The sequence below is a fragment of the Massilia sp. PAMC28688 genome, assembly GCF_019443445.1.
GTDB lineage: Bacteria > Pseudomonadota > Gammaproteobacteria > Burkholderiales > Burkholderiaceae_D > Telluria_A.
The window spans coordinates 4,309,638-4,329,938 of record NZ_CP080378.1; the positions used below are offsets into that span (position 1 = coordinate 4,309,638).

At 62.0% G+C, this 20,301-nt stretch carries 21 protein-coding genes and 1 pseudogene; 12 read left to right on the top strand and 10 right to left on the bottom strand.

The features are described from left to right. Positions 1 to 27 precede the first annotated feature (27 nt). The gene (locus tag KY495_RS19195; protein WP_219880933.1) at positions 28 to 951 is read right to left on the bottom strand and encodes a serine hydrolase; all 924 of its coding nucleotides are present in this window, start codon (positions 949 to 951) and stop codon (positions 28 to 30) included. A 450-nt stretch (positions 952 to 1,401) separates the two neighbouring features. Here KY495_RS19195 and KY495_RS19200 point away from each other — a divergent pair, with 450 nt between their 5' ends. Continuing rightward, positions 1,402 to 1,944, top strand: coding sequence for a GNAT family N-acetyltransferase (locus KY495_RS19200; protein ID WP_219880934.1), 543 nt, complete (start codon positions 1,402 to 1,404; stop codon positions 1,942 to 1,944). A 174-nt stretch (positions 1,945 to 2,118) separates the two neighbouring features. After that, positions 2,119 to 2,646 (top strand): DUF882 domain-containing protein, encoded by a 528-nt coding sequence (locus tag KY495_RS19205; RefSeq protein WP_229518642.1) that lies wholly within the window; start codon positions 2,119 to 2,121, stop codon positions 2,644 to 2,646. 21 nt (positions 2,647 to 2,667) lie between these two features. On the opposite strand, the gene KY495_RS19210 is transcribed toward KY495_RS19205, so the two are convergent. Then, the gene (locus KY495_RS19210; protein ID WP_229518375.1) at positions 2,668 to 2,919 is read right to left on the bottom strand and encodes a DUF3460 family protein; all 252 of its coding nucleotides are present in this window, start codon (positions 2,917 to 2,919) and stop codon (positions 2,668 to 2,670) included. Positions 2,920 to 2,995: 76 nt separating this feature from the next. Here KY495_RS19210 and KY495_RS19215 point away from each other — a divergent pair, with 76 nt between their 5' ends. Continuing rightward, positions 2,996 to 3,421, top strand: coding sequence for a hypothetical protein (locus tag KY495_RS19215; RefSeq protein ID WP_219880936.1), 426 nt, complete (start codon positions 2,996 to 2,998; stop codon positions 3,419 to 3,421). A gap of 114 nt (positions 3,422 to 3,535) precedes the next feature. Here the strand turns inward: KY495_RS19215 and KY495_RS19220 are convergent, their stop codons facing one another. Beyond that, positions 3,536 to 3,886 (bottom strand): hypothetical protein, encoded by a 351-nt coding sequence (locus KY495_RS19220; RefSeq protein ID WP_219880937.1) that lies wholly within the window; start codon positions 3,884 to 3,886, stop codon positions 3,536 to 3,538. 403 nt (positions 3,887 to 4,289) lie between these two features. Here KY495_RS19220 and KY495_RS19225 point away from each other — a divergent pair, with 403 nt between their 5' ends. Further along, positions 4,290 to 6,437: a bifunctional diguanylate cyclase/phosphodiesterase gene (locus tag KY495_RS19225; RefSeq protein WP_229518376.1), complete on the top strand. Its 2,148-nt coding sequence runs from the start codon at positions 4,290 to 4,292 to the stop codon at positions 6,435 to 6,437. A gap of 46 nt (positions 6,438 to 6,483) precedes the next feature. On the opposite strand, the gene KY495_RS19230 is transcribed toward KY495_RS19225, so the two are convergent. Beyond that, entirely contained in the window at positions 6,484 to 8,160 is a 1,677-nt protein-coding gene (locus KY495_RS19230) for an electron transfer flavoprotein-ubiquinone oxidoreductase (protein ID WP_219880939.1), read from the bottom strand. A gap of 187 nt (positions 8,161 to 8,347) precedes the next feature. On the opposite strand from KY495_RS19230, the gene KY495_RS19235 reads away from it, so the two are divergent. Continuing rightward, positions 8,348 to 9,124 (top strand): SDR family oxidoreductase, encoded by a 777-nt coding sequence (locus KY495_RS19235; protein ID WP_219880940.1) that lies wholly within the window; start codon positions 8,348 to 8,350, stop codon positions 9,122 to 9,124. Positions 9,125 to 9,130: 6 nt separating this feature from the next. On the opposite strand, the gene KY495_RS19240 is transcribed toward KY495_RS19235, so the two are convergent. Further along, positions 9,131 to 9,691: a PAS and helix-turn-helix domain-containing protein gene (locus KY495_RS19240; protein WP_219880941.1), complete on the bottom strand. Its 561-nt coding sequence runs from the start codon at positions 9,689 to 9,691 to the stop codon at positions 9,131 to 9,133. A gap of 145 nt (positions 9,692 to 9,836) precedes the next feature. Between KY495_RS19240 and KY495_RS19245 the strand changes: the two genes are divergently transcribed. Both KY495_RS19245 and KY495_RS19250 read left to right on the top strand, forming a co-directional pair. Beyond that, a complete protein-coding gene (locus KY495_RS19245) occupies positions 9,837 to 10,535 on the top strand; it encodes a CoA transferase subunit A (protein ID WP_219880942.1) in 699 nt (232 codons plus the stop codon). 18 nt (positions 10,536 to 10,553) lie between these two features. Further along, on the top strand, positions 10,554 to 11,204 hold the full coding sequence (locus KY495_RS19250; protein ID WP_219880943.1) for a 3-oxoacid CoA-transferase subunit B: 651 nt from the start codon (positions 10,554 to 10,556) through the stop codon (positions 11,202 to 11,204). Positions 11,205 to 11,359: 155 nt separating this feature from the next. Here KY495_RS19250 and KY495_RS19255 read toward each other — a convergent pair whose 3' ends face one another. From KY495_RS19255 to KY495_RS19270, 4 genes are all read right to left on the bottom strand, one after another. Then, positions 11,360 to 12,631 carry a M56 family metallopeptidase gene (locus tag KY495_RS19255; RefSeq protein WP_219880944.1) on the bottom strand — a complete coding sequence of 424 codons (1,272 nt, stop codon included), beginning with the start codon at positions 12,629 to 12,631 and terminating at the stop codon, positions 11,360 to 11,362. Beyond that, a complete protein-coding gene (locus tag KY495_RS19260; RefSeq protein WP_219880945.1) occupies positions 12,628 to 13,014 on the bottom strand; it encodes a BlaI/MecI/CopY family transcriptional regulator in 387 nt (128 codons plus the stop codon). Before KY495_RS19260 ends, KY495_RS19255 begins: the two co-directional genes overlap by 4 nt. A gap of 201 nt (positions 13,015 to 13,215) precedes the next feature. After that, positions 13,216 to 14,517, bottom strand: a complete 1,302-nt coding sequence (locus KY495_RS19265; RefSeq protein WP_219880946.1) for a dicarboxylate/amino acid:cation symporter — start codon at positions 14,515 to 14,517, stop codon at positions 13,216 to 13,218. A gap of 151 nt (positions 14,518 to 14,668) precedes the next feature. After that, positions 14,669 to 15,196 carry an NADPH-dependent FMN reductase gene (locus KY495_RS19270; protein WP_219880947.1) on the bottom strand — a complete coding sequence of 176 codons (528 nt, stop codon included), beginning with the start codon at positions 15,194 to 15,196 and terminating at the stop codon, positions 14,669 to 14,671. Positions 15,197 to 15,302: 106 nt separating this feature from the next. On the opposite strand from KY495_RS19270, the pseudogene KY495_RS19275 reads away from it, so the two are divergent. Continuing rightward, positions 15,303 to 15,644: pseudogene (locus KY495_RS19275) on the top strand (low molecular weight protein tyrosine phosphatase family protein). A gap of 12 nt (positions 15,645 to 15,656) precedes the next feature. Here KY495_RS19275 and KY495_RS19280 read toward each other — a convergent pair. Then, positions 15,657 to 16,439: a 3-hydroxybutyrate dehydrogenase gene (locus KY495_RS19280; protein ID WP_219880948.1), complete on the bottom strand. Its 783-nt coding sequence runs from the start codon at positions 16,437 to 16,439 to the stop codon at positions 15,657 to 15,659. An 82-nt stretch (positions 16,440 to 16,521) separates the two neighbouring features. On the opposite strand from KY495_RS19280, the gene KY495_RS19285 reads away from it, so the two are divergent. Genes KY495_RS19285 through KY495_RS24320 form a run of 4 tightly spaced genes read left to right on the top strand, consistent with a single transcriptional unit; the run spans position 16,522 to position 20,301 of the window. Then, positions 16,522 to 17,400, top strand: coding sequence for an alpha/beta fold hydrolase (locus KY495_RS19285; protein WP_219880949.1), 879 nt, complete (start codon positions 16,522 to 16,524; stop codon positions 17,398 to 17,400). 5 nt (positions 17,401 to 17,405) lie between these two features. Further along, positions 17,406 to 17,756, top strand: a complete 351-nt coding sequence (locus KY495_RS19290) for a RidA family protein (protein ID WP_219880950.1) — start codon at positions 17,406 to 17,408, stop codon at positions 17,754 to 17,756. A gap of 6 nt (positions 17,757 to 17,762) precedes the next feature. Next, complete coding sequence (locus KY495_RS19295; protein WP_219880951.1) at positions 17,763 to 20,003, top strand: bifunctional (p)ppGpp synthetase/guanosine-3',5'-bis(diphosphate) 3'-pyrophosphohydrolase; 2,241 nt, start codon at positions 17,763 to 17,765, stop codon at positions 20,001 to 20,003. A 1-nt stretch (position 20,004) separates the two neighbouring features. Further along, positions 20,005 to 20,301, top strand: coding sequence for a hypothetical protein (locus KY495_RS24320; RefSeq protein WP_307728202.1), 297 nt, complete (start codon positions 20,005 to 20,007; stop codon positions 20,299 to 20,301).

Below are 20,301 nucleotides of genomic sequence, written 5' to 3' on the forward strand. Positions count from 1 at the left end.
GGGCCGGTGCCCATGGCGCCGGAGAGCTCAGGCGCTGCGGCGGCGCTGCTTGCTGGTTTTGGCCTTTTCGCGCGTGCGCAGGCCAGTCTTGATGATGGGCGCGTTTGGCCCGTTCAGGGAATGACGCGGGCGATGCCGCGAACGGACCTTGGCCACCTTGACCGGCTCGCCGGAAATGAAGCGGCGGATGCTGAGCGCGTCCATGATCCGGGTCGAGCTGGCCCTGGCATTGAGCAGAACCAGCGTGGCATTCTTGCCGGCCGACTTGATGCGCATGATCAGGCACTTGCCTGCTTCGTCCGTATAACCGGTCTTGGACAGGCCAATTTCCCAACCGTTTGCCCCCACCAGGCGGTTGGTATTGCGGTATTCCACATTGCGCCCGCTGATGTTGATCAGGTCGCTCGTTTCCGTCGTCATCTGGGCAATTTCAGGATACGTCGACGCGGCAGCGGCCATCTTCACCAGGTCCTGGGCCGTGGACTTGTTGTTCGGCGACAGGCCGGTGGGTTCCTCAATCACCGTGCTGAGCATGTTCAGCGCCGCAATCTTGGCGCGCACAGCAGCCTTGAAGCCTTCCGGGCCGCCCTGGAAAGTGCGGGCCAGCGAGGCGGCCGCGCGGTTATCGGACGACATCAGGGCCAGGCGCAGCACATCGGCACGGCTGATGCGGGCACCGACCGGCACCCGCGAGGAACTGTGCTTGACCACGTCCACATCGCTGCGGTCGATGGCAATCAATTCATTCATATCCTGGCCGGCATCGATCACCACCATTGCCGTCATCAGCTTGGTGAGCGAGGCAATGGATACGACCTGGTCTGCATTCTTCTCGAGCAGCACCTTGCCGGTGCTGTCTTCGATCACCAGCACCGAGTGCGAGCCAAACGGCAATGCCAACGCGGCACTGGCGGTGATGGACATCACTACGGCAGCGAGCAGTCTCTTCATTTTGGGGATCCCTTGTTGCAAAGCGTTCAATGCGAGTGCCGCGGAACAGCGCGACCCTGTAGGCATGAGCGTGGTATGGCTCTAAAGCAACTACTTAAGGGTTGAAGATAGCACTATCAGAGAAATGTGTCTATGGCGCACGAGAGCAAACTCGGCAGAAGCGCAAAAAATACTGGATAAAGGCGTGCAGATGAGCACTAATTTTCGCTTTTACAAGATTTTAGTCCCGATTTCGCCCGTGGAAGCACGCCTTTGCGACGCGATTCACGGTGAATGTATGCATGGCTTACAATGGAGGAAGCATGCTGGTCTCCATGGAACTATTCTTGGTGCAAGCGGCAGGCAGGAGTGACTGGTGATGGCGCAATACAACGCCTGGCGCCGGGCTTTATTTTATAGTCGCGGCTGGAATTTTTTTAGCAGCAACACGTTTTACTTGCCGTTATGATGATGAATGATTCGCAGAAGCTTATCGAGATCCGTCCAGCCCTGGCACAAGATGCAGGGGCCGCCTGTCTGGTCTTGCGCCGCTCCATCACGGAGTGCTGCGTGGCCGATCACTGCGGCCAGGCCGGCATTCTCGACGGCTGGCTCGGCAACAAGACCGCCGACAATGTCGCCAGCTGGATTGCCTCTCCCAGCAATTACACGCTGGTTGCCGTGCGCGAGGGTGAAGTGGTGGGCGTGTCGCTGCTGACCCAGGCCGGCAAATTATCGCTTTGCTACCTGCTCCCCGAAGCACTGCACCAGGGTGTTGGCAAGGCCATGCTGCAGGCGGTCGAGCGCCAGGCACGGTCCTGGGGCATCAGTGTCCTGCGCCTGCACAGCACGGCCACGGCCCGCGATTTTTATCTGCGCAATGGCTACATATCCGCAGGCAAGGAAAAGTCGTGCTACGGGGTGGAATGCGACTTCCTGTGGAAAAAACTCAACGCCGATCCTGCCGACGACGGTAACAAGCCACGGCGATTCTGTAACTGTAGTGCGCAATAGCCGGGCCTTGCGTTATAGTAGCGGCCACTGATCACCGCAATTGTCCCTATGCTTACGCGCAGAAAATTTCTCCAAAAAAGTTTGTCCACGGCTGGCGTGATCGCCGTGCCCATGATCGGTCTCGGCAGCGTCCAGACGGCCGCGGCTGCCCAACCGGGCGCGCCCGGCGTGGCCATGGAGCCACCACCTGACCTGTTCGACGCCCAGGTCCTGGACCTGGAATTCTGGATCAAGCCGCGCACCCTGACCGTCACCCGCCCCCAGAGCGGCGAGCGGGCTTCGGTCCTGTACTGGAAAGATGGCGAGATCATCGACTCGGCCTATCAGGAACTGTGCCATCTGCTACGCGATGTCAATGGCAAGGAAACGGCGCCGATTGACCCCAAGCTGTTCGAGACGCTATGGGGTACCCAGGCGTTCATTGCCCGCTACGGCATCGTGGAGCCGCTGGAAATCCTGTCTGGCTACCGTACGGAAAAGAGCAACAAGAACCTGATCGAGCAGGGCGTACCGGCCGCGCGCCAGTCGCTGCACCTCAAGGGCAAGGCGGCCGACATCCGCATCGCGAACCTGAACGCCGAAGTTTTGGGCGGCCTGGTGCGCAGCTTCCGCCAGGGCGGGGTGGGCTACTACTACCGCCAGGGACCGCGCGGCGGCTGGATTCATGCCGATACGGGCCTGCAGCGCAGCTGGAAAGGCTGACCCGGCGCTGTTTGCAGGACGCTAAGCGTAGGGTTTGAAGGGAACTTCGCTTTCGCGCAGGTGCGCAAGGCCGTTGCGGTCGGTAGGGCGGTCCCACCAGATGTACCAGCCGCGGCGCTGGTCTTCCTCCACCTCGGGATGGCGGGCCAGGAAGTCCTCCATGAATTGTTCAAAATCAGAAACGTATGCGAATGCCTGCGGCCGCTGGGCCCCAGGCGGTGTGCTGGTGCGCATGCTGTCACCTCCTGTCTGTTCGACCTGGCGTGTGGCCATTGGTTCCCTCCCTCGTGTCGATGCCGCGAATATGCCGTAACATACTGCGCGTATCCGCACTATTTTTCAGGAATCAATGAATACCGAAGCACCCAAAGTGGCCGCCCCGGCGCCACGCTTTCGCCCCCGCCCATGGACGGCGCTACTCACCGTCCAGGATGTCGAGATCTGGATTGATGAACATAACCGCAGCCTGATGGAGCACATCGGTCCGCAGGAAACGGGCGTGGGCGTGTGCTTTACGCTCGCCGGCGGCGGCGACATCTACATGCAGACCACGGCCGATGCCGTCATCCTGGACGTCGAGGCCGACGCCCAATGGGTGGCGCCCCTCATCATGGCCGCCACAGGCAGCGCGATGCCGGCCGGCCAGGTGTGGATCCTGCCCGACGACAAACTGGTGCAACTGATTGTCGGCTTGTCGAGCCTGGTTGCCAGCACCACCCTGGTGGCCGGCCACAACTTTACCGGGCGCGTCAACAAGCTGCCCTTGCGCCGCTGACCGAGGAAGGCAACAATCCCGTTCGCACCCCATGCTGCCGAGAACCAGTGCGGCCGCTGTCACAGCAAGGCCAGGCAGTGTGGGGAATAAGCAGTGTCGATTCAGCGGAAAGTGTCAGCCTGGAACAGCCGGGATCTGGTCTTTACGCTCGTGCTCGTCACCGCTGACCACCACCGCGAGGGTGCCAAACACGTCTCCATCGCCATCGGCCCATGCGGCCAGATCGGTACGAATCTCCGGTTCGTCGATGTTGAGCTCACTGGTGAGCAGCGTCTGCAGGAATGGGGCCCAGTCCGCAAGGCGCACATTCAGCTGAAACACGATCAGCTTGTTGGAGAAACGCTGAATATCGGCGACCATTGCGCCTGCATCGCCGAGTCGCAGGCGCGCCAGTTGCATTGTATCGGCCATCGAGAGGCGTGAATACGCGGTCAGTTGAAATGCAGGGATATGACTGCGTGACATATGTGTCCTCTTGAGTGCTGCGGCGCGTTTTGACTCCTGCACTGCCGAAGCGAGGCAGACGTAATGCTAACACGGCCCAGCGATGCCACATCTTGCAGACGACGCATTCGCATATTGAACGTGGCAAGGCTGGGCGGAAACTGACGGACGCATCCATGGGCGATATTCCTGGATGCCCATCGCCTGCCAGAGCACGTGACCCGGGCGTACCTGACTGGTCTGCGCACTGAGGGATACAACGACGCATCGTCGCATAAAGCCAACCGGCGCCGTTGTTTCGGTGCCTGACGCACTTGCCCTATCAGCACGGATAGGGTGCGTACTCGACATTGACTGTACGCACGTGATAGTCTTCACCCAGACGCTCCCGATCGATCACGTGTGAGGTGAGATGGAACACGATGTGGATGCAGCACCAGGCGCCGGCCCCGTCACCATGGGCCGCAGGACCGGCAACGGCATGTCGCTGCAGGCAGAGAGCGCCCTGACGGCCGAACGGCTGCGCTTTGAGCAGGAACAGTCGTATTACAACGAACTCTATCTGCTGGCGCCGGTCGGCTACTTCCTGGTTGCCTTCGACAGTGCCATCTTGCAGACCAACCTGGTGGGCGCCGACATGCTCGGCATCGTGCGCGACGACTCGCTGCGCCACCATTTTCGCTCCTTTATCCGCACCAGCTTTCTGCCCGATTACGACCGCTTCATCAGCAATGCTTTCAACTGCGTGGAACAAAAGCAGTGCCGGCTCCAGATGCAGCGCGCCAGCGGCGAATCCTTTTATGTCACCCTGCTGGCCAGTGCCGACGGCAGCGGCCAGGCTTGCCGCGTGGTGGTCGAGCGTGCCGAAGGCAAGCTGGAAGCGCTGGAACGCAGCGAGGAACGCTTTCGCCGCATTGTGCACAGCGCCGAAGAAGGCATCTGGGAAATCGATGCCGCCTCCTGCACCAGCTTTGTCAATCCGCGCATGGCCGACATGCTCGGTTACCGCATCGAAGACATGCTGGGCAAGCCGCTGGTGAGCTTTATGGATGGCGAGGGCCGTGCCATCCTGGAGCGTAATATCGCGCGCCGCCAGGAAGGCGTGTTCGAGCGTCACGAATTCAAGTTCCAGCACCGCGACGGGCGGGCCGTGTACACCACCATGGCCACCAATCCCATTTTCGACGGCACCGGGCGCTACGTGGGCGCCCTGGCGCTGGTGTCCGACATTACCGAACACAAGCAGTCGAAGGAATTGATCTGGCAGCAGGCCAACTATGATGCCCTGACCAAGCTGCCCAACCGGCACATGTTCATGGACCGGCTGCACAACGACATGCGCAAGGCAGACCGCAACTCGGCCTTTCTGGCCTTGCTGCTGATTGACCTCGACCATTTCAGGCACGTCAATGACCGCCACGGGCACCTGATGGGCGACATGGTGCTGGTGGAGGCGGCGCGCCGCCTTGCCAGTTGCGTGCGCGCCACCGACACCCTGGCGCGGATTGGCAGCGACGAATTTACCGTGATCCTGTCCGGCCTGGACCTGGTGGGCAATGTAGACCGCATCGCCCGCTCCATGGTGTCCCTGCTGGCACTGCCGTTTGACCTCCATGGCGAAAAATCGTTCCTCTCTGCGAGCATCGGCATTGCCCTGTACCCGCCGGACGCAGGCGGCATCAATGAGCTGGTGGAGCGCGCCGGCAGCGCCATGCACGCGGCCAAGGCGGGCGGCAGCAACCGTTTCAGTTACTACACGCCGGAACTGCAGGAAGCCGCCCAGGCCCGCCAGACCATTGCCGCAGACTTGCGTCAGGCCATTTCGGCCCAGCAGTTCGAGATCTTGTACCAGCCCATCGTGTCGCTGCAAACGGGTGCCGTGCACAAGGCCGAAGCCTTGCTGCGCTGGCGCCATCCCACCCGTGGCCTGCTGGGCCCGGCAGAATTCATTCCCTTTGCCGAATCAAACGGCCTGATCGTGGAAATTGGCGACTGGGTCTTCAAGGAAGCGGCGCGCCAGGCCCAGCGCTGGCAGCGCCTGGTCGACCCGGCGTTCCAGGTCAGCGTCAACAAGTCGCCCCTGCAATTTCGGCGCGATGCACGCCTGTATGAAGGCTGGATTGCCCACCTGCAGGAGCTGGCCTTGCCGTCGAACAGCATCGTGATGGAAATTACCGAGAGCGTGCTGCTGGAAGGCGTGGAAAACGTGATCGAGCGCTTGCGCCAGTACCGCGCCATGGGCCTGCAAGTGGCGCTCGACGATTTCGGCACCGGCTACGCCTCGCTGTCGCACCTGAGGCGCTTTGACATCGACTTCGTCAAGATTGACCAGTCCTTCATTGCCACGCTGGAGGATGACGGCGGCGACCTGCTGCTGTGCGAAGCCATCATTGCCATGGCACACAAGCTGGGCTTGAAGGTGGTGGCAGAGGGCGTGGAAACGGCAGTGCAGCGCGCGCTGCTGGTTGACGCCGGCTGCGACTATGCCCAGGGCTACATTTTCGCGCGCCCCATGCCGGCCGCCGAATTTGAAGCGATGGCCATGGCCGCCGTGCCGCGCCTGCCGCATTGACGACAGGCCGATAAAAAAAAGGCCGCGATCTGCGCGGCCTTCGGTATTACATGTTGGGATAGTTCGGTCCGCCGCCGCCTTCCGGCGTCACCCATACGATGTTCTGGGTCGGATCCTTGATATCACAGGTCTTGCAATGCACACAGTTTTGCGCATTGATCTGCAGGCGGTCTTCGCCGGCATCGGTCTTGACGAATTCATACACCCCTGCCGGGCAATAGCGCGATTCCGGACCGGCATACTTGGCCAGGTTGACCGCCACCGGCACGCTGTTGTTCTTGAGCGTGAGGTGGATGGGCTGGTCTTCCGCATGGTTGGTGTTGGAAATGAACACCGACGACAGCTTGTCGAAGGTCAGCTTGCCATCGGGCTTGGGGTACACGATGGGCGCGTAATTGGCCGCCGGCTTCAGGCACTCGTGGTCGCCGTAATTGCGGTGCAACGTCCATGGCGCCTTGCCGCGCAGGATGAGCTGGTCGATGCCCGTCATGATGGAGCCCAGGTACAAGCCCTTGGACAGCCAAGGTTTGACATTGCGCGCCACGTGCAGTTCCTCGTGCAGCCACGACGCTTCAAAGGCGGCAGGGAAGGCTGCCAGTTCATCGTGCTGGCGCTGCTCGCCGAGCGCGCCAAAGGCCGCTTCAGCCGCCAGCATGCCCGTCTTGATGGCCGCGTGGCTACCCTTGATGCGGCTCATGTTCAGAAAGCCCGCATCGCAGCCAATCAGCGCGCCGCCCGGGAATACCAGCTTGGGCAGGGCTTGCAGGCCGCCGGCGGTAATCGCGCGCGCGCCATAGGAAATGCGCTTGCCCCCTTCAAAGAAGGTGCGGATTTCCGGGTGTGTCTTGTAGCGCTGGAATTCCTCGTACGGATTCAGGTAAGGATTTTCGTACGACAGGCCAATCACATAGCCCACCACCACCTGGTTGTTTTCCATGTGGTACAGGAAGGAGCCGCCATAGGTATCGGACTTGAGCGGCCAGCCGGTGGTGTGGATCACCAGGCCCGGCTTGTGCTTGGCCGGATCGATTTCCCACAATTCCTTGATGCCGATGCTGTACGACTGCGGGTCGCGGCCCCGGTTCAGGTCATACTTGGCCATCAGCTGGCGGCCCAGGTGGCCGCGCGAGCCTTCGGCAAAGAAGGTGTACTTGGCGTGCAGTTCCATGCCGAGCTGGAAGGCATCGGTCGGATTGCCATGGCGGTCCACGCCCATGTTGCCGGTCGCCACACCCTTGACCGAGCCATCGTCGTTGTACAGGATTTCTGCGGCGGGAAAACCCGGGAAGATTTCCACGCCCAGCGCTTCGGCCTGCTGGCCCAGCCAGCGCGTCACATTGCCCAGCGAGATCACGTAATTACCGTGGTTCTCAAAGCAGGCCGGCGTGGCAAAGCCCGGCGTGCGGAACGCTTTCTTTTCGGTCAGAAACAGGATGCGGTCTTCCGTCACGGCCGTATTGAGCGGCGCGCCCATTTCCTTCCAGTTGGGGAACAGCTCAGTCAGGGCGCGCGGGTCCATCACGGCGCCCGACAGGATATGGGCGCCAATCTCGCCGCCTTTTTCCAGCACGCATACCGATACTTCCTGGCCTTTTTCAGCTGCCAGCTGCTTGAGGCGGATCGCCGCGGACAGGCCGGCAGGGCCGCCGCCGACGACAACGACGTCGTATTCCATCGCTTCGCGGGGGCCGTATTGTTCGAGAATATTGATTGGCTCTGTCATGGTCTCATCATGGGTAGAAAAATTTAAGCACGAGTGTGCGGGTTTTTGCCTCGGATTGCAACTTGGGCGCCATTTTACGGGCAATATTAGACGGTGCCATCTAATAGTGTCGTTTTGTGTAATCATTGTGCTTTCGCCGCTGTCCCGGACTGCAAGCCAGGCGCGGCACACCCTACAGGAGCCGAACGTGGGAATTGAAGTCAATTTTGAAGGTAAGATCGCCCTGATCACAGGCGCCTCGAGCGGGCTCGGCGCCCGTTTTGCCAAGGCCCTGGCCGGCGCCGGCGCCCAGGTGGTGCTCGCTTCGCGCCGCGTCAACCACCTCAAGGAACTGCGCGCCGAAATCGAGGCCGATGGCGGCGCCGCCCACGTGGTCACGCTAGACGTGACGGACCTGGCCAGCATCAAGTCGGCCATCGCCCACGCCGAGACCGAAGCCGGCCCCATCGATATCCTGGTCAACAATTCAGGCGTGTCGACCACCCAGCGCCTGGTGGACGTGACGCCGGAAGACTATTCCTACGTCATGGATACCAACCTGCGCGGCGCCTTCTTTGTGGCCCAGCAGACGGCCAAGCGCATGATTGCGCGCGCCAAGGGCGACCCTCGCAAGCAGCACCGCATCATCAACATCGCGTCGGTGGCCGGCTTGCGGGTGCTGCCGCAGATCGGCGTGTATTGCATGAGCAAGGCGGGCGTGGTGCAGATGACCAAGGCCATGGCCGTGGAATGGGGCAAGTACAACATCAATACCAATGCCATTTGCCCTGGCTATATTTCCACCGAAATCAATGAAGAGTATTTCGGCACCGAGCAGGGCAAGAAGCTGATCGACATGCTGCCGCGCAAGCGCGCCGGCAAGCCGGAAGACCTCGATGGCCTGCTGCTGTTGCTGGCGGCCGAGGAAAGCCACTTCATCAATGGCGCCATCATCACGGCCGACGATGGCATGACGGCGCAGTAAAACCGCTCAGCGGCTCACGCCCACCAGCTTGTGGACCAGCTCGGAGGAAGTGGACGCTGAAAACTTGCGCATCAGCTTGGCGCGGTGCATCTCCACCGTGCGCGGACTCAAGTCCGTTTCACGCGCAATGATCTTGCTGGTCTTGCCTTCCACCAGGAGCGCGGCGATTTCGCGCTCGCGCGGCGTCAGTTCCGCCGTCACCGGGCGCTTTTCGCTCACATCCTCGAACGTCCAGACCCCGGCGCCCAGCGGCTCGCGCGCGTCGATGGCGCGTCCGCTCACGTGGCACCAGAACAGTTCGCCGCTGGCGCGGCGCATGATGCGCTCGTCGGAATAGACGCCCTTGGCATTCATGACGGGAATGATGCGGTCGCCCGTGCGCAGGAATTCATCCATGGTGGGATAGAGCACCTGGAAGGACTGGCCGTCGAGCTCGCCGTGCCCATAGCCGAACATGGTGCTGACCGCATCGTTGCAGGATTTGATGACCCGGTTCACCGAAATGCACATGCCCACCGGTGCATATTGAAAAATCATTTCGTAATCGATCGATTGCAGTGCGTTCATCTGATCCAGGGCAAGTCGTACGGACAAAGGCGGATTTCCCGTATTTCTACGGTATTGTGCTTTTAGCGGGCCTATTTTATGCTGAGAATCTAGACAGTAGTACAGAACGGGCGAATTTAGCTCTCACTATACAAAGGGACGGGTAATGAACAAAGTTTATCCTGACGCGGCATCGGCGCTGGCCGGCATCGTGAGCGACGGCCAGACCATCGCAGTTGGCGGTTTCGGCCTGTGCGGCATTCCGGAAGCGCTCATCCTCGCGCTGCGCGACTCGGGCGTCAAGAACCTGACCGCCATTTCCAACAATGCCGGCGTGGACGATTTTGGCCTGGGCCAATTGCTCACCACGCGCCAGATCAAGAAAATGATTTCATCGTACGTGGGTGAAAACAAGGAATTCGCGCGCCAGTACCTGGCCGGCGAACTGGAGCTGGAATTCACGCCCCAGGGCACGCTGGCTGAAAAGCTGCGCGCCGGCGGCGCCGGCATTCCTGCCTTCTTCACCAAGACCGGCGTGGGAACCATCGTGGCCGAAGGCAAGGAAGTGCGCGAGTTCGATGGCGAGCAGTACGTCATGGAGCGCAGCCTGGTGGCTGACGTGGCGCTGGTCAAGGCTTACATGGCCGACCGTGCCGGCAACCTGGTGTTCCGCAAGACTGCGCGCAACTTCAATCCCAATGTTGCCATGGCCGGCAAGATTACGGTGGTGGAGGTGGAAAAGCTGGTGGAAGTGGGCGAGATCGATCCCGACCAGGTGCACACGCCCAGCATTTTCGTCCACCGCATCGTCCTCAATGCCAATCCGGAAAAGCGCATTGAACAGCGCACCGTGCGGGCCAACTAAGATCAATCGGAGAGAAACATGGCATGGACTCGTGATGAAATGGCCGCGCGTGCGGCGAAAGAGCTGCAGGACGGCTTTTATGTGAACCTGGGCATTGGTTTGCCCACCCTGGTGGCCAATTACGTGCCCCAGGATATGGAAGTATTCCTTCAGTCGGAAAACGGTTTGCTGGGCATTGGCCCATTCCCGACCGACGAAGAAGTCGACGCCGACCTGATCAACGCCGGCAAGCAGACCGTGACGGCGCTGCCGGGCGCTGCCTATTTCAGCTCGGCCGATTCCTTCGGCATGATCCGCGGTGGCAAGATCAACCTCGCCATCCTGGGCGCCATGCAGGTGTCGGAAAAGGGCGACCTGGCCAACTGGATGATTCCGGGCAAAATGGTCAAGGGCATGGGCGGGGCGATGGACCTGGTGGCCGGCGTCAAGCGGGTGGTCGTGGTGATGGAGCACGTGGCCACGGCCAAGGATGGCAGCACCTCGCACAAGATCCTGAAAAAATGCGACCTGCCGCTGACCGGCGTGGGCGTGGTGGACCTGATCATTACCGATCTGGGCGTGATCGAAGTGACCGGCTCTGGCCTCAAGCTGGTGGAACTGGCACCGGGCGTCACGCCCGAGCAGGTGCAGGCTGCCACCGGCGCCGAACTGACCGTGGCCGTGGGCTGAAACCGGCACCGGCCAATCTTTGGCGGCACCAGACAAAACACCGGCTCATGGCCGGTGTTTTGTTGTGGGGCCGAAGCCCCAGTCCATCCTCAATCGCGCCTCAATCGCGCCTCAATCGCGCCACAATCGCGCCTCAATCGCGCGTCAATTGAGCATCAATTCAGCGTCCACACGTACTGCATTTCCATCCAGGCCTGCACCGGCTTGCCGCCGGCGCGGCCGGGGATGAACGAGCACTTGGCAATGGCCCTGTGCGCGGCGGCGTCCAGGCCTGCATGGCCACTGGTGCGGTTTACACGCGACGCCACCACTTTGCCGTGGACATCGACCTCAAATCCGAGCCGGGTGGTGCCGGTGTGGCCGGCCGCCAGGTCCGCTGCCGGGTACTGTGGTTTGGCGCAGCTGTCAAACAGGGCGACCGGCATCTGGTCCAGTACTGCAAGCTGTGGGTTTGCCAGCTGTGGGGTGGACGCATGCGCATACAGCCCCAGGCACGCCGCCGCCAGGCCCAGCGCGGGCAGCACGGCCGTCCAGTTCAGCGCCTGCGCATCTGGCCGGACCAGGCGCTTGACGCGTGCCAGCAGCTCGCCCCCGTCCGCGCCGACCGCCAGGTGGTGCGAGGAAAACTGGAAACGCTCGAGCTCCGACAGGGCGCGGGCCAGCGTGCGCGGTGAGCCTGTGTGCCGGGCAGCCAGGTCGTCGGCAATCTGTTCGCGTTCGGCCCGGATGCGGCGCGACAGCCACCATACCGCGGGCTGGTAGAAGAAGATGATCTCCACCGCATGCTGCATCAGGTTGACGATGTAATCGTGGCGCCGGATGTGGGCCATTTCATGCGCCAGCAGCGCTTCCAGGAGGTCGGGCGGCATGCCGGTGGCCAGCGACGCCGGCACCAGCACCACGGGACGAAACCAGCCAGCCGTCTGGGGGCTGGACAGCTCTGGCACCACGCGCAGCAGCACCTTGCGCGACACGCCGAAGCCGCCGGCCAGGCGGGTTACGGTTGCCTGCAGCCTGGCGTCGGTGCCGTGTCCGGCGCGGCTGCGCTCAATCCACAGCAGGCCCAGTCCCATGCGCAGGGCCAGCACGGCCGCGCAGCTGGCCCACAGCCCGACAATCCACAGCATCTGGCCTTGCAGGAAGGCCGACAGGCCATCGGCCGAGCCGCCCGCGCCGGTGAACAGGGCATCGGCAAAGCGCATCTGGGCCGTGACCATGTCGGCGCCTTGCAGGCGCAAGGTCAGTTCGGCGGCCGGCCACATGACACAGGCCAGAAGCCCGGCGCAGGCCACGTTGTAGCGCACCATGGGACCGGCGTTGCGCAGCGCGGCAAGCAGCAGCGCCGTGATGCTGCCCACCAGCGCGCCCTGCCAGATGAAGTGCAACAGGGTCCAGCCCAGGCAGTCGACCAGGAAGGGCAGGGTCATTGGTCGCCGCCTTCCTTGAGCAGTTTTTCAATTTCGTCGCGCTCTTTTTTGGAGATGCCGCTTTTAAGCGCCGTCATCACCAGTGCCTTGGCCGAACCGGCAAACGCCTTTTGCATAAGATCCTTGAGAAGATTGGTCTGCAGCGCGTCGCGTGCCTGGGCCGGGGCATACACGTGCGAGCGTTCGCTTTCGTCGCGGATCAGGATGCCCTTGGTGTGCATGATCTGCATCAGCCGCAGCACGGTGGCGTAGGTGACCTCGGGCCGCTCTTGCATCATCTTTTGATGCACCTGTTTGGCCGTCGCCGAGCCGAGTGGCCACAAGGTTTGCAGCAGATCAAGTTCGGCGGCGGTCGGCTTGGGCGGGGCAGGGCTTTTGGTCATGGCAGGGCAGGCAGGAGAAAAACCTAGAATAACGCATCTAGACCGCCATGTCTAATACCGCGCCCCCTCGAGGCAATAAAAAGATTGCCCGCGCTATCTCGTGAACGTAGTAAAGACAAGTCTGTCTAGGCGGCCGCGAGCTAGTTCATGCTGCCACGCCGTGGCGCCACGCTGCGGCTGACGGCCGCGACGGTGGCAGCCTCATGCGCGCGCCGGATCTGGATACAGCTCCCTGTCCTCCTCAAGGTGGGTAGGATGGCGCAGTTCCGCTGCGAGCCGTTCGTGATTGAGTTCCTTTTCCCAATGCGACACCACCACCGTCGCCACGCCATTCCCCACGAAATTTGTCAGGGCGCGGCATTCGCTCATGAAGCGGTCGATCCCGAGGATGAGTGCCATGCCCGCCACCGGCACCGTCGGCACCACCGCCAGCGTGGCCGCCAGGGTGATGAAGCCGGCCCCGGTGATCCCGGACGCCCCTTTGGAGGTGAGCATGGCCACGCCCAGGATGGTCATCTGCTGCGTGAACGTGAGCTCTGTGTTGGTGGCCTGCGCCACGAACAGGGCCGCCATGGTCATGTAGATGTTGGTGCCATCGAGGTTGAACGAGTAGCCAGTGGGGACCACCAGGCCGACGACGGATTTGGAGCAGCCCAGTTTTTCCAGCTTGCGCATCAGGGCAGGCAGGGCGCTTTCGGAGGAACTCGTGCCCAGCACGATCATCAGCTCTTCCTTGATGTAGGAAATGAAGCGGAAGATCGAAAAGCCGGTGAACCACGCAATGCCGCCCAGGACCACGAACACGAACAGCGCGCAGGTGAGGTAGAACGATCCCATGAGGGCGGCCAGCGGCACCAGCGACGCCAGCCCGAATTTGCCAATGGTGAAAGCCATGGCGCCAAAGGCGCCGATCGGGGCCACCTTCATGATGATGCCCACCACGCCGAAGATCACGTGCGACAGGTCGTCAATCAGCCTGGTGACGGGCCGTGCGCGTTCGCCCAGCATGGACAGGGAAAAGCCGAACAGGATCGCGAACAGCAGCACCTGCAGAATGTCGCCCTTGGCAAAGGCATCGACAGCAGTATTGGGAATGATATTGAGCAGGAAATCGGTCATGCTCTGGGACTTGGCCTTGCTCGTGTACTCGGCGATGGCGCTGGTGTCGAGCGTGGCCGGGTCGGCGTTGAAACCGTCGCCCGGTCGCACCAGGTTGGCCACCAGCAGACCAATGGCAAGCGCAATCGTCGACACCACCTCGAAATACAGCAATGCCTTGCCGCCCACACGCCCGATCTTCTTCATGTCTTGCATGCCAGCAATGCCGGCCACCACGGTGCAAAAAATGACGGGCGCGATAATCATCTTGATCAGCTTGATGAAACCATCGCCAAGCGGCTTCATGCTCACGCCCAGCGAAGGATACAACGCGCCCAGCACGATTCCGCATGCAATGGCGAACAGCACCTGGACGTAAAGGATCTTATAGAAAGGTTTTTTCACGGGGAACAAAGGGCGCGACGCCTGGATGAAGGTTCCCCATTATTCATCATTTATCGACCTGAATCAGTGCCGAAAAAATATTTTCACCACTGTCGACACTACTTTGACTTGGCGCAAAACGGCGACGTTTGAATCAGGATTCGCTAAGAGACTATTCCCTTGCCGTGGCGCGAGCCAGGGCCTCGATGGCCGCGACCAGGAGCGCCCTCAGTGCGGGATCGCTGCTGATCCCGGTCACGGAATCATGTTGATTGGCCACGGCAATCACAGGCGACGCCTCCGCAATGACGCGCCAGCCCATGGTGGTGAGAATTTCCACCAGCGCGGCGTGCGCGTGCACGGCGCGGGCCGATGTATTGATCAGCGCGACGGGTTTGGGTGCCAGCTCCGCACAGCCTACGGCCCAGTCCAGCGCGTTCTTGAATGCGCCCGGCACGCCATGGGCGTATTCAGGGCAGGCAATCATGATCCCGTCGCAATCGCGCAGCAGGCAGAGCCATTCGTCGACCGCTGGTGGCCGCTCGTGCTCGATATCAGGATTGAAGTGCGGCAGACTGGCCAGCTTGTCAAACAGTGTGATTGCCGTGCCGGCCGGGGCCAGTGCGATGGCCGCGCGCAGCAGGGCGGTGTTGACGGACGCGCGGCGCAGGCTGCCCGATACGGCAAGAAGCCGCGTCATGGCCCCCTCCTTGGGTGCGACGGGAACGATAAAGGTGGTTTCATTGTCAGACAGGGGATTGACCGGGAAAATGCAAGGCTTGCGCGCACGGCTGTATCATGGCGGAATGACACATCCATCTTCCAGCCGCCGCGCCCTGTTCATCTGCAGCCAGAACCGCCTGCGCAGCCCCACGGCCGAACAGGTTTTTGCCAGCTGGCCCAACGTGGAGACCGATTCGGCGGGATTGGGCGGCGACGCCAGCGTCCCGCTTTCGCCATAACAGATTGCCTGGGCTACCATCATTTTTGTGATGGAAAAGCGCCACCGCAACCGTCTGGGCGAGCGCTTTCGCCAGCATCTCAACGGCAAGCGCGTAATCTGCCTTGATATTCCGGACGATTATGCGTACATGCAGCCAGAGCTGATCACGCTGCTGAAAGCGAAGGCCGGCAAGTTCCTGCGCTAAGGCCGGGTGCACTTATTGGGCCGTCCAGCCGCCGTCCATATTCCATGCCACGCCGCGCACTTGCGAACCGGCAGGGCTGCAAAAGAAGACAGCCAGCGCGCCCAGTTCTTCGGGCGTGACAAATTCGCCGGACGGCTGCTTTTCAGCCAGCAAGGCCTTCTTGGCAGCCTCATTGGAAAGGCCATCCCGGGCGGCGCGGTCGTCCACCTGCTTTTGCACCAGGGGCGTGAGCACCCAGCCCGGGCAGATGGCATTGCAGGTCACGCCCGTGCTGGCCGTTTCCAGCGCAGTCACCTTGGTAAAGCCGACCAGGCCGTGCTTGGCTGCCACATAGGCTGATTTTTGCGCCGAACCCACCAGGCCGTGGACCGAGGCCAGGTTGATGATGCGGCCCCAGTTCTTTTGCTTCATGCCCGGCAGGGCCAGGCGCGTGGTGTGGAATGCCGAGGTCAGGTTGATGGCCAGGATCGCGTCCCACTTCTCGGCCGGGAAATCCTCGATGTTGGCCACGTGCTGGATGCCGGCATTGTTGACCAGGACATCGACGCCGCCAAACTTTTCCTGCGCAAACTGCATCATGGCTGCAATTTCTTCCGGCTTGGACATGTCGGCGTTGTGATAGGCCGTCTGGACCTCGAATTCCCTGCCTACATCGTTGTACAGCTTGTCGATCTGCTGGGCGTCGCCAAAGCCGTTGAAGACGATGTTGGCGCCTTGCTGGGCCAGCGAACGTGCGATGCCAAGGCCGATGCCGGAGGTCGATCCGGTGACCAGTGCTGTTTTGCCGCTCAACATGCTTGTTTTCATTCTGTCCTCTGTAGGAAAGGTAAGTGGGTGATGATGTAGAATTCTAAACCTTAAAGATAAAGTGCATACCATGACCGCAGCGAAAATTAAATCCGTGCAGTGCTGCTCGCCCACCGGTCTGCATCACATGTCGTACAAGGAATGGGGCGACGAGAGCAATCCGGAAATCCTCATCTGCGCGCACGGCGTCACGCGCGTGGGCGACGACTTCGATGTCATGGCACAGTCGCTGTCGGACCACTACCGCGTGATCTGCCCGGACGTGGTGGGGCGCGGCCGCTCAGGCAAGCTGCTCGATCCTGCCATGTACCAGGTGCCCCAGTACGTGAGCGACATGGTCACCCTGATCGCGCGCGTCACCGCGCATCGCGATGATGCGCAGGTCGACTGGTTCGGCACGTCCATGGGTGGCCTGATCGGCATGGCGCTGGCCTCCCTTCCCGGCAACCCGGTGCGCAAACTGGTCCTCAACGACATCGGTCCCACCATCGACCCGGTCGCGCTGCGCCGCATTGGCGACTACATCGGCCAGGATCTGCGCTTTCCCGATTTTGAGATGGCCGCGCGTTTTGTGCGCGAAGTCTCCGCCTCGTTCGGCGAACACACCGAAGAACAGTGGCACAAGCTGGCCACCGACGTGCTGCGCCAGCAGGACGACGGCCAGTGGGTGCGCCACTATGACATGGGCCTGGCCAAGCCATTTAGCGCCGCCACGCCGGAATCGGCCAAAGCTGACGAGGCGCGCCTGTGGGCGGCCTACGATGCCATCCGCTGTCCCACGCTGCTCATCCGCGGCGAGAATTCGGACTTGCTTTCGCGCGATACCGCGCACATCATGACCAGCCGCGGCCCCAGGGCGCAGCTGGTCGAAATCCCCAACGTGGGCCACGCGCCTACCTTCATGCATGACGACCAGATCGCCATCGCACGCAAATTTTTGATCGGATAAATACCATGGAAATCACCCGTCTCCACGTCGGCAAGCGCCTGTCGGAAGTCGCCATTCACAACGGTACTGTGTACCTCGCCGGCCAGATCGCCGACGACACCAGCGCCGATATCGGCGGCCAGATGCGCGAAGTGCTTGGCCACGTGGACCGCCTGCTGGCCGAAGCCGGCAGCGACAAGACCTGCATCCTGATGGCCCAGATCTACATTGCCGACATGGCCCAGTTCCCCGGCATGAACGAGGTATGGGACAGCTGGGTCGCCACCGGCCACACGCCGCCGCGCGCCACCGTTGAAGCCAAGCTGGCCAATCCCGCGTGCCTGGTTGAAGTGGTCGTCACCGCAGCCCTGCGTTAATTCGCCATGGTGTCAATCGCCGCGCTGGGCAGCGCTACCACCCAGCTGGTACAGGGACTCGGTCCCGAGGACAGCGAACGGGTGCAGGCGGCGCTCGATTACGCCAGTGAGGCTTACCTCGACAAGGTGTGCGCGTCGGGCCAGAACGCGCTGGAGTTCGCGCTCGGCGTGGCCAGCACGCTCGCCTTCCTGCGCAGCGATGCTGAAACGCGCATCGCGGGGCTCATGTTCGAACTGACCGTGCTCGATCCGCAGGCTGTCGCCGGCCTCGAAGGGCTGGTCGGCAAGGAAGCGACCGACCTTGTCACCGGCGTGCGCCAGCTGATCCGGCTGCGCGACATGACGGTGGGGAAGGAGAGCGTGGGGCGTGGCAAGAACGCTGCCCAGCGCGCCGTGGCCCAGGTTGAGACGCTGCGCAAGATGCTGTTGGCAATGGCCAGCGACATGCGCGTGGTGCTGGTGCGCCTGGCCTCATGCGTGACGACGCTGCGCTATTTCGCCGACCAGAAGCTGTTCAACGACATGACCGAAGCGTACGGGCGCGAGACGCTGGAACTGTACGCGCCGCTGGCCAACCGGCTTGGCATCTGGCAGCTCAAATGGGAGCTGGAAGACCTGTCATTCCGCTTCATCGAACCGGATACCTACCGGCGCATTGCGAAAATGCTCGAAGAAAAGCGCATGATGCGCGAGGGCTTCGTGCAGACCGCCATCGTGCGCCTGCAGACGGAACTGGCGGCGGCCGGCATCAAGGCGGAAGTGTTCGGGCGGCCCAAGCACATCTACAGCATCTGGAGCAAGATGCGCGGCAAGGAACTCGATTTCGCCGAACTGTACGACGTGCGCGCCTTTCGCGTGATTGTGGCCGACGACAAGACCTGCTACAGCGTGCTGGGCGTGGTCCACAATATCTGGACCCCGATTCCCAAGGAATTCGACGATTACATCTCGCGCCCCAAGCCCAACGGCTACCAGTCGCTGCACACGGTCGTCACGGCCGAAGACGGGCGCCCGCTGGAAGTGCAGATCCGTACCCAGGAAATGCACAACTTCGCCGAATACGGTATCGCCGCGCACTGGCGCTACAAGGAAGAGGGCGGCTCAAACTTCAAGGGCCAGAAGTATGACGAAAAGATCGCCTGGCTGCGCCAGCTGCTGGCGTGGAAGTCCGACGTGGCCGACGCGGTCGTGGGCCAGGAAGAGATTCAGCGCGAATGGGTGGAAAAACTCAAGTCGACCTCCCTCGACGACCGGATTTTCGTGCTGACGCCGCAAGCGCGGGTGCTGGAGCTGCCGGTGGGCGCCACGCCGATTGACTTTGCCTACCACCTGCACAGTGAAGTTGGCCATCGCTGCCGCGGTGCGCGCGTGGACGGCGTCATGGTGCCGCTCAACACGCCGCTCAAGAGCGGGCAGACCTGCGAAATCATCACCGCCAAGGGGGCCCCTGGCACGGCCGGGCCATCGCGCGACTGGCTCAGTGCAGGCTACACGGTCAGCACCCGCACCCGCGCCAAGGTACGGGCCTGGTTTCACGCGATCGACCTGCAGGAGACACTCTCGCACGGGCGCGCCATGGTGGAAAAATCACTCCAGCGCGAGGGCAAGACGGCCGTCAACCTGGAGTCGCTGGCGCACAAACTGGGCTTTAACAAGGTCGATGACCTGTTCATTTCCGTGGGCAAGGAGGAATTCAGCCTGCGCCACGTGGAGCAGGCGCTGCACGAAACGGGCGAAGTGGTGGTCCCGGAAGATGCGGTTGTGCTCAACAAGAGCCGCGCATCGAGCGTGGAAAAGGGCGCCAACTCGGGCGTGCTCGTGGTGGGCACCGATGGCCTGATGACTGCGCTGGCCAAGTGCTGCAAGCCCGCACCGCCCGACGGCATCGTCGGCTTTGTCACGCGCGGCAAGGGCGTATCGATCCACCGCGCGACCTGCAAGAACTTTGCCGAGATGCGCGCCAAGGCGCCCGAACGCGTGATCCACACCGACTGGGGACGCACCGGGCAGGATACGGTCTACCCGGTCGATATCTTCATCCTGGCCGGTGACCGCCAGGGACTGCTGCGCGACATTTCCGAGGTGTTCTCGCGCGAGAAGATCAACGTCACCGGCGTGAACACGCAAAGTGCCAAAGGCCAGGCGCGCATGACCTTCACGGCCGAAATCGGGTCGACCGCGCAGCTGCAAAAGGCCCTGCTGGCGATTGCGGAAGTGAGCGGAGTGCAGCAGGCCAACCGTCAATAGCATGATGCCGCCACGCTCCTTCCTGTACGCCAAGCCCGGAGAATGGGCAGGCCTGCTCACGCGCTACCTGGCCAGCTGGTGGTATACCGTGTACCTGGGCGCGGTGGCGCTGGTGATGGCGTTTTCGCCGGGGACCTACGACCGCGAAAACCGCATCGCCACCTCGCGCCACATTTACAGCAGCACCTGGCTGGTGCTGCCGTGGTTTACGCTGCTCTCGGCGCTGGTCAGCCTGGTGCTGATCCGGATCGTGGTGGTCACCGCCCTCAGCTACGGTCCTGTCGCGCTATGCGCTTGA

Coding starts and splice junctions, on each gene's coding strand:
- KY495_RS19195 (WP_219880933.1), bottom strand. CDS start 951: ATGAAGAGACTGCTCGCTGCCGTAGTGATGTCCATCACCGCCAGTGCC.
- KY495_RS19200 (WP_219880934.1), top strand. CDS start 1,402: ATGAATGATTCGCAGAAGCTTATCGAGATCCGTCCAGCCCTGGCACAA.
- KY495_RS19205 (WP_229518642.1), top strand. CDS start 2,119: ATGGAGCCACCACCTGACCTGTTCGACGCCCAGGTCCTGGACCTGGAA.
- KY495_RS19210 (WP_229518375.1), bottom strand. CDS start 2,919: ATGGCCACACGCCAGGTCGAACAGACAGGAGGTGACAGCATGCGCACC.
- KY495_RS19215 (WP_219880936.1), top strand. CDS start 2,996: ATGAATACCGAAGCACCCAAAGTGGCCGCCCCGGCGCCACGCTTTCGC.
- KY495_RS19220 (WP_219880937.1), bottom strand. CDS start 3,886: ATGTCACGCAGTCATATCCCTGCATTTCAACTGACCGCGTATTCACGC.
- KY495_RS19230 (WP_219880939.1), bottom strand. CDS start 8,160: ATGACAGAGCCAATCAATATTCTCGAACAATACGGCCCCCGCGAAGCG.
- KY495_RS19240 (WP_219880941.1), bottom strand. CDS start 9,691: ATGAACGCACTGCAATCGATCGATTACGAAATGATTTTTCAATATGCA.
- KY495_RS19245 (WP_219880942.1), top strand. CDS start 9,837: ATGAACAAAGTTTATCCTGACGCGGCATCGGCGCTGGCCGGCATCGTG.
- KY495_RS19250 (WP_219880943.1), top strand. CDS start 10,554: ATGGCATGGACTCGTGATGAAATGGCCGCGCGTGCGGCGAAAGAGCTG.
- KY495_RS19255 (WP_219880944.1), bottom strand. CDS start 12,631: ATGACCCTGCCCTTCCTGGTCGACTGCCTGGGCTGGACCCTGTTGCAC.
- KY495_RS19260 (WP_219880945.1), bottom strand. CDS start 13,014: ATGACCAAAAGCCCTGCCCCGCCCAAGCCGACCGCCGCCGAACTTGAT.
- KY495_RS19270 (WP_219880947.1), bottom strand. CDS start 15,196: ATGACGCGGCTTCTTGCCGTATCGGGCAGCCTGCGCCGCGCGTCCGTC.
- KY495_RS19280 (WP_219880948.1), bottom strand. CDS start 16,439: ATGTTGAGCGGCAAAACAGCACTGGTCACCGGATCGACCTCCGGCATC.
- KY495_RS19285 (WP_219880949.1), top strand. CDS start 16,522: ATGACCGCAGCGAAAATTAAATCCGTGCAGTGCTGCTCGCCCACCGGT.
- KY495_RS19290 (WP_219880950.1), top strand. CDS start 17,406: ATGGAAATCACCCGTCTCCACGTCGGCAAGCGCCTGTCGGAAGTCGCC.
- KY495_RS19295 (WP_219880951.1), top strand. CDS start 17,763: ATGGTGTCAATCGCCGCGCTGGGCAGCGCTACCACCCAGCTGGTACAG.
- KY495_RS24320 (WP_307728202.1), top strand. CDS start 20,005: ATGATGCCGCCACGCTCCTTCCTGTACGCCAAGCCCGGAGAATGGGCA.